Genomic DNA, 11,730 nt, shown 5'->3' on the forward strand with positions numbered 1-11,730 from the left:
AAGGGCTGAGAAGTTTGCTTTCTCGTTATTTAGAGCTTTGTTAACCTTTTGGAACCGCCGTATGCGGACCCGCATGTACGGTGGTGTGAGAGGTCGGGGGCTAGGCGCCCCCTCCTACTCGATTGGGCTGTTATTCACGGCTGTTAAAGATCGAAATGTATTTAATAAGCTCCAGCAGGGAGATCAGTGCCGCGGCCACATAGGTGAGGGCGGCTGCGTTCAATACCTTTGCCACTCCGCGTTCTTCGTCGTTAGTGATAAAGCCTTCAGCAATCATCAGGTCACGCGCACGGTTGCTGGCGTTGAATTCGACCGGCAGCGTCACGAGCTGGAAAGCGACTGCGGCGGAGAAGAAGATGATGCCGACGCCAAGCAGGAAGTTAAACTGCTGGAAAAAAAGACCGGCCAAGATTAATAATGGAGCGACTCCCGACGTCAGATTCACCATCGGGAACATCCGGTGGCGAAGCACAAGCATCGGATAGGACTGCTGATGCTGGATCGCGTGTCCAACCTCGTGACAGGCAACCGATACGGCGGAGATGGAATTTTCATAGTACACCGGCTCCGACAAACGTACGGCGCGAGCCATCGGATCGTAATGGTCTGTCAGCGCTCCCGGTACAGCTTCAACCGGAACATCGTATAGCCCGTTGGCGTCAAGTAACCGGCGGGCGGCTTCATAACCGGTCATTCCGGAATGAATCGGAACCTCCGACCACTTATTGAATGTTCCCTTGACCCGAAACTGCGCCCATAATGAAAGACCGAACGCAGCGATGATAAGGTAATCTAAAGGGTGAAAAAACATAGCTTCATTCCTCCATTGTCTATTTATTTTTAAAGGGGACCTTTACCCAACAGCAACAACAAGGCTTCAATACATGCAGCCGTAGGCTGTGTCAGTGACTTGTGAAGAGTTTTCAACTGGGACGGCTTCAGTTTCTCAAGCAGCGGTCCAATCTCTTTCGCTTCTTTTTCCAGCTGCTGTAGTAATAACTGTAGCGACGTCAGTTTATCTGTCACTAATTCATCATGGCTAACCTTATTCCACTGCTGCAGAGTTGCCTTAATTTCCTCTAAGGTATACTTCTCCCTCTTCATACTTTCAATACGTTTGAGCCGCGTTAAGGTTTCGTCGCTGTATAATCGGTAATTGGTGTCCGATCTTTTCTCCGGTTGGATCAATCCGAGCTTCGTATAATAATCCACTGTTCTAGGACTCACCTTGGATAAATGCGCCAGTTCACCAATTTTGTAAAGCTTCATATCCCCATGGATTCTCCCTCCGTTTTCTTCATTAAAATGAATGTTTAAGGTCCATAGAACTAATAATACTGAATCCGAACCATACAGTCAAACGTTATGCTTTGGACTTTATGCTGTACGGGAAGCCAGCGTCTGAAAAGAAAACAAAATAGTCTAACGAATGATTATATGTTTGGAATATTATGAATATTCAACTTGCTGCAGTGTATAAAACCGAATAATGAACATTATATGTAAGGTTATCTTTCGTTTTTTATAGGCTTTTTTGAAAAAAACCTATTGCCAAATGAAAACCTCGTGTATATAATGACATTATGAATTTCAAAAGATGTTATAAAAACTAACATTAAGAAGGAAGTGGTCATGATGTTAAAGAAGTTACTTTTTTCCACGGGCCTAATGTCAGTTTTGGTTCCTACAATGGCATTTGCCGAGGATGCTACGCCGGCACAGCTGCAAGGAGCTATTGATGCAGTTTGGGTCATGCTGGCAGCCATCCTGGTTATCTTCATGCAGGCGGGATTTGCTTTGCTGGAAGCAGGCTCTACCCGAATGAAAAACGCGGGTCACGTTGCAGGCAAAACGATTCTTACCTTCGGCATTTGTGCCATCGCCTTCTGGGCACTAGGCTTCGGCTTGGCCTTTGGTGACGGCAACGGATTTATTGGAATGACAGGATTCTTTGTAGACGGCTCGGAAGCACAAGCAGCGGCGGCATTCGGAGCGTTATCCTTCTCGGATGTTCCGATCGGAATCAAGTTTTTGTTCCAGCTGGCTTTCGCAGGGGTATCGCTGGCGATTGCCTTCGGCGGGTTTGCCGAACGCGCTAAATTATCGGTATACTTTATCTTTAGTGTACTTTATGTAGTTGTCATTTATCCGATCGTTGCTCACTGGGTATGGGGCGGCGGTTGGTTGGCAGGTCACGGTAAACAGGATTTTGCGGGCTCCACGGTCGTTCACTTGCAAGGCGCAACGGCAGCTCTTGTAGCTACGCTGATGCTTAAGCCTCGGATCGGTAAATACAATAAAGATAAAACATCGAATTTGATTCCTGGTCATAATCAGGTCCTGTCCGTTCTTGGTGTCATTATTCTCTGGATCGGCTGGTTCGGCTTCAATCCGGGTTCCACTTTAAGCGCAATGGGTGACGGATTCTTTGGATATATCGCTATGACAACAAATTTGGCGGCGGCAGCCGGCGGTGTTGCGGCAATTATCGTAGCGTGGATGTACTTTGGCAAGGCGGATATTCCTAGCATGCTGAACGGTGTGCTTGCGGCATTGGTTGCCATTACCGCATCCTGCGCTTTCGTTACAGTTAGAGATGCGATCATTATTGGTTTGGTTGCCGGCGTGATTACATTCTTTACGGCACAATGGTTTGACAAAGCAGGGATTGACGATCCGATTTACGCCTTCTCCGTACATGGTATTGCCGGCGTATGGGGAACACTGGCCAACGGAATTTTCGCTACGCCGGAGCTTGTCGAGAAAGTTGGCGTAGGTAAGCCGGGACTGCTTTATGGCGGTGGCTTTGAGCAATTGGGAGTACAGGCAATGGGTGTATTCAGCGCATTCTTCTTCGTACTCATTCTTTCCTGGATTATTTTGTCGATCTTGAAAGCGACCATCGGTCTTCGTGTTACCGAAGAAGAAGAAATCATCGGCCTTGACTTGTCTGAGCATGGTACGTATGGCTACCCTGAGCAGATGAAAAAGGCGTCTCAAGCCGGTACAGTGAGTTCATAAAGCCAACCTAACGCACTTAGTTTATCGTTGAAGGGGATGTCGGTATGGAACGTCTCTCAGTGGAAATGATTCGACAGGAAGCGGCCGAAGCTCAAAGTCTAAAGGAGCTGAGGGTTTTTCGGGATCAGGCGCATGAGGAGTTTCAGCGGCATCTCCTTTTTGCCCATCCATTGGATTGGAATAGAGAAGCAAATGAAATGCATGACACCATCATCCGCCGGGCTATCCGGTTATCCGAGCTGCAGCTGGCTCGCGAGACTGGTGAAGCACCGCCGGTTCCTTACGCATTTTTGCTGTTCGGCAGCGGTGGACGCGGGGAGCAAACGCTGTGGAGCGATCAGGATAACGGACTGGTCTATGCCGACCCGGATCATGAGGATGCCATCGTCAAGGCGGAAGGTTATTTTGCCGAGCTGGCACGACGGATTTCCGTCAATTTGGAAGAGGTCGGATATCCGCCTTGCAGCGGCGGCGTCATCTGCACCAATGACAAGTGGCGCAAATCAGTGAGCGGATACAAGCAAATGCTGCGAGGATGGCTGGAAGATCCGCAATGGGAGAATGTGAGGTATTTGCTCATCGCTGCCGACATTCGAACGATATATGGAGAGTCCGCTTTGGGTGAGACCATCTTCGCCGAGATTATCGAATATATAGGTTCAAACTCCGGTATGCTGGAGCACATGCTTCGCAATACACTGCACCATAAAGTATCTATAGGGGTATTCGGACAGCTGATTAAAGAGCGTTACGGCGAGGATGCAGGGGGTGTGGACATCAAATATGGGGCCTATATTCCGATTGTGAACGGAGTTAGGCTGATGGCATTGAGCTCGGGAATGGAATGCTCCTCAACCGAACGGCGCATTCAGGAGCTGGTGGCAAAGGGGCACGTGGAGGAAGAAATCGGGCACGATTGGCTGGAGGCGCTGACTACCGCTCTGAAGCTTCGTTCGATGACGCCTTATCAATTGGAAGGCAGCCATTACACTACCCGCGGGAAGCTGACGGCGGACCAACTGACTAAGGAACGAATAACGGAGTTAAAGCACTGCCTTCGGATCGGGATCGATTTGCAAAAGTACGTGAAAAGCAAATTCTCAAAAAGATAGAAAAAAGGTTAGGAGAGATCTTCAATGAAGGATATGAAGCCGGCCGGAAGGATGTGGCATCTGTACAAAACGGGCGGTTTGACTTCTGCTCTGACCTCGATGTTCGATGTGCAGAGCGCCCAGCAGATGGCTTTCATTCGATCCATCATGAAGGAGCAACGGAAAAATTCATTGTATGACATTCCTTTGAGTACGGTGGAGCTGGTTGTTTTCGATCTGGAAACAACCGGCTTTTCTCCCTACAACGGAGATGAAATCATTGCATTCGGAGCCGTTTCGGTAAACGGAAGCCAGATTGCGGAAAGCCAAACCTTTTATAGTCTGGTTCACCCGAAGCGTTCCATCCCGGACGAAATTGAGAAGCTGACCGGAATCACGAATGAAATGGTCAAAGATGCGCCGGACCTGCTTCATGCGCTTAGGGGATTTCTTGAATTTGTACAGCAAAAGGTGCTTGTTGCGCACGGCTCCGGTCACGATAAGCATTTTCTTAATTCTGCACTGTGGAAAACCTCCAAGGTGAACTTGTCCCACAGATTGCTGGATACCATGATGATCGCCAAGTGGTTGAATCCTAAGCTTAAGGCCTACGATCTGGATACGCTGCTTGATCTGTACGGCGTTGAGGTAACCCAGCGTCATCATGCCCTTGAGGATGCCATGATGACGGCGAAGCTGTGGTCCAAGCTCATGCAGGAGGTAGAAGCAAGAGAGATCCAGACACTCGGCGATCTATATACACAGCTGAGTTATCATTAACCCTTTTCCGGTAGCGTTTGCAGCCCGTGAATAAGGGATTTTTTTTGCCGTACATCAAAAAATTTCAAAAGGGTATGAAATACAAATCCAACGCTCACCTTGTCGGACATATTTATAAACCTTCACTTCGGGAATTTGAGGATCCGCCAAGGAGACAATCCAATGAAATGCTGAGCCTCTCCAAGGCGACCGCATGTCTTCAGCCGAGGGAACCGGCGGGGTACGCGGATGAGAATGCACGATACCCACAGGCTTTAGATGCCTAAGGTGCCCCGCAAATAATGCTTGAATCATTCCCTGCGGTTCCATCAAAAAATGCCGCTTCGGCTCGTTGTGGATATTGGCTACGGGTACAAAAAGCGTCGTCTCCCGTTCATGAGCTCCAAACAGAAACCCACAAGCCTCCAGCGGCATTTGAGCTGTACAATAGTCAAGCATTGCGGACCATGGTTTACGGTGAATGCCCAGGATTTGTTTTTTATTCATCATGCAATGGCGACCTCGTTAACATCGAATTATGATTACCATTATACATGATCCTCGGGTTTCCACGCCTATTTATCCCCCGATTTTGCCCTCGGGTTTAATTAGGAAAAACACCAAGCCAAGTGCCAATAAAGCCAAAGCCGTAACGGAAATAAATACCGTCTGATGCGATTTTTCCATCATCCAGCCGAATAAGGGCGGACCCGCCGCTACACCTAAAAATCTCAGACTGCTGTAGATGGAGGTAATCATCCCCCTCTGTTCGCGTTCTACAGAACCTGTAATCATGGTATTGAGACAAGGGAGGAGAAGCCCTGTACCGATACTGCTGAGCGTGAGCAAACCAATGAACAAATAAATATTTTTGTTAAAGAAAAAAATACATAATCCCAAAGAAACGGTCATTAAAGCAAGACCGATGTTCATCAGCCATCGCATCAGCGTCCCGTTTTTCTTGATGACCGAGCCGGTTGTATAAGAAGTTGCCACCAGTCCGAGCAGAGGTATGGCCAATACGAATCCTTTTTTAACGCCGTCAATGTTATACGGTTCAACTTCAAGGATGTCGGATAAATAAAACAGTACGCCGAACAAGACAAACAACGCCAAGGAACCAGCAAAGAACGACGTGATCAGCCAGCGGCCTTTTGCTTTCAGTACCTTTCCGATATTTTTCATGTATGCCCCCAGTTCAGGGGCCTTCTTTTCTTTTTTCGGCTCTTTCAGTAAAAATATAACGGCCAGCAAGGACAGCAGACAGAAGAGGGGGAAGGCGAAAAATGGCGCGTACCAGACTAATAATGCCAGCAGTGAGCCCAAAATCGGGCTGATCACCTTTCCCGCCCCGTTTGATGCTTCGGTTAAGCCGAGCGCTTTGCTTTCCGTCGCCTCTTTATACAGATCGCCGGCTAAAGCCATCGCGATGGGAGCCGTACCTGCCGCTCCCAGTCCCTGAATCGCTCTTGCGATAATGATTACTGAGTAGGAATTCCATACGGCCCCGAAGCCTGCCAGCACGCCTGCAGCCCCATATATAATTAATGAGGGAATCATAATGGCCTTTCTGGAAAAACGGTCGGATAAATATCCGGAAACGGGAATCACCAAGCCTGCCGTAACGGAGAACAGGGTAATGACCAGGCTGCTCTGAAACTGGCTGATTCCAAGCCGCTCCTGCATATCCGGCAGGATGGGAACGAGCATGGAATTGCCCAAAACAAGCACCAGCGGTACGGTCGCAATGGCGATAAATTCCCAGATCTGTCCTTTGGATTCCTCTTTTTTCCGACCGCTCTTTTCCGCATTTTCATCCGACTTCTCCTTTTCATAATCCGGCTCAATATCGCTGTCGAACATAATCTGCAGCTTTCTTTTTTTCGTTTTTTCCATGACGAACCAGCCCCTCCGAATACATAGAATGTAGATCTAATGTACCCTTCCCTTTTCGAGGTCATGCTTTCCGGCTTATTCCAGCATCAGCAAGAGCACCGTATGCAAGCTTTCTGTAATTTAAGGGAATACTAGGGACACAACCATATCGGATCGGACTGGGGGATGATAAAGATATGAGAAAAAACGGAATGCTGCTTCTGATCGTGCTGCTATTGGCAGGACTTGCCTTTTATCAACACCTTCGGACACCCGAAGTATCTTCTCAAGCTGTATCTGCTGCGAACCGGCTGGCCATTAATCAGCCTGTGCCCCAAATGACATTACAGGGTTTGGACGGTTCGGATTATCGGCTTGGCGGAGCGCGGGACAAACCGTTAATGATTAATTTTTGGGCATCCTGGTGCGGGCCCTGCCATGAAGAAGCGCCTGATTTAAGCCAGGTATATAAACGGTACAAAGACAAATTCGATTTGTATGCCGTTAATGTCACCAAAGACGACACGATAAGCCTGGTGCAAAGCTTCGTGAAGAAATATCAATATACGTTTCCTGTCCTGCTGGATTCCAAGGGAGAAGCGGCGTCCGCTTACCGGATTTTGTTTGTGCCGACCAGCTTTCTGATTGACCGAAAGGGGAGGCTGATTGAAGTGATCCATGTGCTTCCTCCGGAGGAGCTGGATAAAAAAATCAGGCGGCTGATCGAGTCGGGAGCATGAAAAAAGCTGCATGCCGTTCAAAGAACGGCTGCAGCTTTTTTCATGCTCCGTATTAATGGTTAACGAGTCCGACGCGTTCCCGCTGTTCTTCCTTTTTGCTGATCGCAGGCGTTTGACTGAGCAGGGCATAACGCATGCTGTCGACAAGCGCCTGCCAGCTGGCTTCGATGATGTTCTCGGATACGCCGACCGTGCTCCAGTTATTTTGGAAATCGGAGGATTCGACGAGCACCCGAACCTTGGCTGCAGTTGTATCCTTCTCGTCCAGAACGCGAACCTTGTAGTCTGTTAAATGCATATTTTGAATTCCCGGGTAAAACTGAACAAGACATTTGCGAAGCGCATTATCCAGGGCATTCACCGGACCGTTGCCTTCCGCGGCATTATAAATCGTCTCTCCGTGCACTCTTACCTTTACGATGGCTTCGGAATGAACCGGCTGATCAACGGATTTGGCCACCATAATTTTAAAGGATTCCAAAGCAAATACTTCCTCCAGCTGTCCGTAAGCTCCGCGAATAAGCAGCTCCAATGTAGCATCGGCTCCTTCGAATTGATAGCCTTGATGCTCCATTTCTTTGATTTGCTCGATTAATTGCTTGGTCTGCTGATTATTGGTATCAAAATCAAGACCCAGCTCCTGGGCTTTGAATACCAAATTGCTTTGTCCTGCAAGCTCGGAAACAAGTACGCGCTGCTTGTTGCCTACCAGCTCCGGCGTAATATGCTCGTACGTGCTGGAGTTTCGCAAAATAGCCGACACGTGAATGCCGCCTTTATGGGCAAAGGCTGCGGCGCCGACATACGGCTGGTTCATCGGCATATGCATGTTGGCAATCTCGCTGACGTACCGGGAGATCTTCGTCAAACTCGCCAGCTGTTCTTCACTGACGACATCGTATTTTAACTTTAATTGAAGATTGGGAATAATCGATACGAGATTCGCGTTTCCGCAGCGTTCTCCATATCCGTTGATCGTCCCCTGAACCTGGGTGGCTCCGGCCATAACGGCGGCCAGACTGTTGGCTACACCGACCTCGCAATCGTTGTGGGCGTGAATGCCGATCGGACAGGATACCTCTTGACGGACAGCCGTAACAATGGCCGAAATTTCGTGAGGGAGCGTTCCGCCGTTCGTATCGCAAAGGGCAATCCAGTCGGCTCCGGCTTCTTCCGCTTTCTTAATCGTGGCAATCGCGTATTCGGGATTGCTTTTGTAGCCGTCGAAAAAGTGCTCCGCATCATAAATGATTTCCAGCCCGTGGCTCTTGAGATAGTGGACGGAATCATAAATCATGTTCAGATTTTCTTCGAGTGTCGTTTGAATAGCCGTATCTACCTGGAAATCCCAGGATTTCCCGAAGATGGCCGCGGCCTTCACGCCGACTTCCAGAATACGATTCAGGTTGGCATCGTCCTTGGCCAACGTATTCTTTCGGCGAGTGCTGCCAAAAGCGGTGATTTTCGCTTGTTTAAGCCCGAGCTCCTTCACCCGAAGGAAAAACTCAATATCTTTATTGTTGCTTCCCGGCCATCCGCCTTCGATATAGGAAACGCCCAGTTCATCCAGCTTCTTGGCAATTTTGAGTTTATCTTCAACGGATAGGCTGACGCCTTCTCCTTGCGTTCCGTCTCTTAAGGTCGTATCGAATATTTTTACCGTAGTGCCCATCTCATGTCCTCCTATTTCCAATCACCTATGTCCAGCTTAAGAAATTCAAAATAGATTTCATAATTATAGCACATTGTTTCTTGTAAAGGATATGATTAAAATAAAAATAGAACCTATTTTTTCGATGGGGAGTATACTGAAAATAAGTCGGAGGTGACCTTAGAACATGCCGGAAAGGAAGCAGGGAAGCGGGGATGGTTATCCCGTGAACGGCAGAGTCATACTCCATATTGATATGAATGCATTTTACTGTTCCGTGCATGAAGCCGTGGAGCCTGAAAAATATAAGGACAAACCGATTGCCGTTGCCGGCAGTGTGGAGCTGCGCAAAGGCATCATCGTCACATCCTCCTACAAGGCCCGCAGCAAGGGTGTAAAGACGGGGATGCTTGTGGGGCAAGCGCTGAAGCTCTGCCCTGAGCTGATTTTGATCCGGCCGGATTTTGAGCTTTACCGGAGCTTCTCCAGACGCTTTATGAAGATCGCTTACGAGTATTCCCCGCTGGTAGAAGGCATGTCGATTGACGAATGCTACGTCGATATTACAGGCTCCAAGACGTTCGGGGCACCGCTGGAAATCGCATCGGCCATCCAGGAGCGCATTCGCAAAGAGCTGCACCTTCCGTGTTCCATCGGGGTGGCTCCAAATCGGCTGCTGGCCAAAATGGCGTCGGATATGAAAAAACCGAACGGGATTTCCGTGCTGCGCAAAAGAGATGTACCGTCCATACTGTGGCCGCAGCCATGCTCTTATCTATACGGCATCGGCAAAAAAACCGCCGAAAAGCTCAAAAGGCTGCATATTCATACGCTCGGCCAGCTGGCACACGCCGATTCCTCGCTGCTTACGAATCATTTTGGCGTGCTGGGGCTGGTTCTCAAGCGTGCGGCCAACGGGGAGGACGATTCCCCGGTCAATCCGGAGCGCGAACAAAGCAAGTCCATCGGGCATACAACAACCCTTCCCGTCAACTATACTGACCGTGCCGATATTCACAGGGTTTTTCTTAATTTGGCCGATCAGGTTGGACGGAGGCTGCGAAAGCAAGGATTAGTGGCACAGACGGTACAAATCACGATCAGGGATCCCGATATGAAAACCATCACGCGGGCGATAAAGCTGAGCGAACCGACGGAGAACGCCTCGGACTTTTACAGCCGTGCTTGCCGGTTGTTTGACGCGAATTGGAAGGACGGAGAGCCGGTCAGGCTTTTGGGAATCACTTTGCAAAGCCTGACACCGAAACAAGAAGCCGCCGTTCAACTGGATTTATTCAGCTATCAGAAGCAGCCTGTGAAGGAAAAGCTGCTCCAAACCCTTGATACGCTGCGCGATAAATTCGGAGAAGGCGCCGTATTAACCGCGGGAATGCTCGGTGACGACCCGTCCACGCTGATCCGGAACGCGAAAATCCGCGGTACCTCCCTGCAAATGGATCACCTCAGATTAAAGGGGCTGGAGGAAGAGGAATGAAAACAAAGGTGATCGGCTTCGCCGGCTTTGCAAACAGCGGCAAGACGACGTTAATCCGGAGATTGACGGAATATTATGAAGCCCGGGGGTCGAATGTAGCGGTCATAAAGCATGATGGGCACGGGCATTATAAAGAGGTGCCCAATACGGACTCGGCCCAATTCATTCAATCGGGAGCCGCGGCTTCCATTGTCATATCACCGGATGCTGTCCGGATGTATGAGCGTCGAACCGTGTCGCTCTCCGATGTGATCGAGGGACTGCGGGAACGCTTTGAGCTCATTATAGTAGAAGGGTTTAAGCGTGAGCCGCACGCGAAGATCGCCGTCTTCCGCACAGAGGAGCAAGCGGAGATTGTCCGCTCTCTGACGGTTCCGCCCGTCGCTTGGGTAACAACCGACATCGGCCTCGCTTCACAACGTATTCCTGAGGTTCCTGTGTTTCATCCCGACGATATTGATTTGATTGCGGGCTTTATCGAAAACCTATAACGATACATTATCATCCTATTTATTACTTTCTATTTGAACTTTACGGGCATTTATATTATATTTTAGGATGAGGTTAACAATAAGGGAGGAAGATTAGACATGGCTAAATACACATGGGTGGACAAAGAAACCTGTATCGCCTGTGGTGCTTGCGGCGCTACAGCACCTGACATTTATGATTACGACGATGAAGGTCTTGCGGAAGTAATCTACGACAACGATGGAAACAAAGGCGTAACCGAAATTCCGGAAGATCTTTACGATGATCTGCAGGATGCGCAGGACGGCTGCCCTACCGATTCCATCAAAGTAGCGGACGCTCCTTTCAATAACTAAGATACAAGAGCCTTTAACCAAAAGCTTATTTCTATTACAGAAATAGGCTTTTTTTTCGTTTCGCGTGCCCAGCTAAGCACGCATCTTCTAGCCGGTGAAAGTCCGGTCGCGGGAGGAGCCAAGTCCCCGCGTAGCTAGGATACCTGCGTATGGCGAAATCTGTGCGTAAAAGCGTATCGACGAAAGTACCTGTCGGAGACAGGGCGAGCGACATACCAGGCCGTAACATAAAGTGAATCCTGCCGCGTCGTCAAAAAGGCCTCGCAAGAGG

Annotated in this window: 12 protein-coding genes; 7 read left to right on the forward strand and 5 right to left on the reverse strand. The window is 49.1% G+C overall.

What is annotated here, in order from left to right; all coding sequences use genetic code 11:
* Nucleotides 1–130 precede the first annotated feature (130 nt).
* Both ACZYR9_RS26595 and ACZYR9_RS26600 read right to left on the reverse strand, forming a co-directional pair.
* Nucleotides 131–811 carry a zinc metallopeptidase gene (locus tag ACZYR9_RS26595; RefSeq protein WP_488981404.1) on the reverse strand — a complete coding sequence of 227 codons (681 nt, stop codon included), beginning with the start codon at nucleotides 809–811 and terminating at the stop codon, nucleotides 131–133.
* Nucleotides 812–840: 29 nt separating this feature from the next.
* Entirely contained in the window at nucleotides 841–1,269 is a 429-nt protein-coding gene (locus ACZYR9_RS26600) for a MerR family transcriptional regulator (RefSeq protein WP_488981405.1), read from the reverse strand.
* Between the two features lie 363 nt (nucleotides 1,270–1,632).
* On the opposite strand from ACZYR9_RS26600, the gene ACZYR9_RS26605 reads away from it, so the two are divergent.
* The 3 genes from ACZYR9_RS26605 to ACZYR9_RS26615 are packed head-to-tail and all read left to right on the forward strand — an operon-like array spanning nucleotide 1,633 to nucleotide 4,892.
* The gene (locus ACZYR9_RS26605; RefSeq protein ID WP_488981406.1) at nucleotides 1,633–3,021 is read left to right on the forward strand and encodes an ammonium transporter; all 1,389 of its coding nucleotides are present in this window, start codon (nucleotides 1,633–1,635) and stop codon (nucleotides 3,019–3,021) included.
* A gap of 44 nt (nucleotides 3,022–3,065) precedes the next feature.
* Nucleotides 3,066–4,133 carry a DUF294 nucleotidyltransferase-like domain-containing protein gene (locus ACZYR9_RS26610; protein WP_488981407.1) on the forward strand — a complete coding sequence of 356 codons (1,068 nt, stop codon included), beginning with the start codon at nucleotides 3,066–3,068 and terminating at the stop codon, nucleotides 4,131–4,133.
* 24 nt (nucleotides 4,134–4,157) lie between these two features.
* Nucleotides 4,158–4,892 (forward strand): exonuclease domain-containing protein, encoded by a 735-nt coding sequence (locus ACZYR9_RS26615; RefSeq protein ID WP_488981408.1) that lies wholly within the window; start codon nucleotides 4,158–4,160, stop codon nucleotides 4,890–4,892.
* A 54-nt stretch (nucleotides 4,893–4,946) separates the two neighbouring features.
* On the opposite strand, the gene ACZYR9_RS26620 is transcribed toward ACZYR9_RS26615, so the two are convergent.
* Both ACZYR9_RS26620 and ACZYR9_RS26625 read right to left on the reverse strand, forming a co-directional pair.
* Nucleotides 4,947–5,381, reverse strand: coding sequence for a M67 family metallopeptidase (locus tag ACZYR9_RS26620; protein WP_488981409.1), 435 nt, complete (start codon nucleotides 5,379–5,381; stop codon nucleotides 4,947–4,949).
* 69 nt (nucleotides 5,382–5,450) lie between these two features.
* The gene (locus tag ACZYR9_RS26625) at nucleotides 5,451–6,767 is read right to left on the reverse strand and encodes an MFS transporter (RefSeq protein ID WP_488981410.1); all 1,317 of its coding nucleotides are present in this window, start codon (nucleotides 6,765–6,767) and stop codon (nucleotides 5,451–5,453) included.
* A gap of 176 nt (nucleotides 6,768–6,943) precedes the next feature.
* Here ACZYR9_RS26625 and ACZYR9_RS26630 point away from each other — a divergent pair, with 176 nt between their 5' ends.
* A complete protein-coding gene (locus ACZYR9_RS26630) occupies nucleotides 6,944–7,486 on the forward strand; it encodes a TlpA family protein disulfide reductase (protein ID WP_488981411.1) in 543 nt (180 codons plus the stop codon).
* A gap of 52 nt (nucleotides 7,487–7,538) precedes the next feature.
* On the opposite strand, the gene cimA is transcribed toward ACZYR9_RS26630, so the two are convergent.
* Nucleotides 7,539–9,158, reverse strand: a complete 1,620-nt coding sequence (cimA, locus tag ACZYR9_RS26635; RefSeq protein ID WP_488981412.1) for a citramalate synthase — start codon at nucleotides 9,156–9,158, stop codon at nucleotides 7,539–7,541.
* Nucleotides 9,159–9,324: 166 nt separating this feature from the next.
* On the opposite strand from cimA, the gene ACZYR9_RS26640 reads away from it, so the two are divergent.
* The 3 genes from ACZYR9_RS26640 to ACZYR9_RS26650 all read left to right on the forward strand — a co-directional run bounded on the left by ACZYR9_RS26640 (nucleotide 9,325) and on the right by ACZYR9_RS26650 (nucleotide 11,459).
* A complete protein-coding gene (locus ACZYR9_RS26640) occupies nucleotides 9,325–10,632 on the forward strand; it encodes a DNA polymerase IV (protein WP_488981413.1) in 1,308 nt (435 codons plus the stop codon).
* On the forward strand, nucleotides 10,629–11,123 hold the full coding sequence (mobB, locus tag ACZYR9_RS26645; protein WP_488981414.1) for a molybdopterin-guanine dinucleotide biosynthesis protein B: 495 nt from the start codon (nucleotides 10,629–10,631) through the stop codon (nucleotides 11,121–11,123). The genes ACZYR9_RS26640 and mobB overlap by 4 nt, the downstream gene beginning before the upstream one ends.
* Before the next feature lie 99 nt (nucleotides 11,124–11,222).
* A complete protein-coding gene (locus tag ACZYR9_RS26650; RefSeq protein ID WP_488981415.1) occupies nucleotides 11,223–11,459 on the forward strand; it encodes a ferredoxin in 237 nt (78 codons plus the stop codon).
* Nucleotides 11,460–11,730: the final 271 nt, after the last annotated feature.

The organism is Paenibacillus sp. F024 (assembly GCF_057814255.1).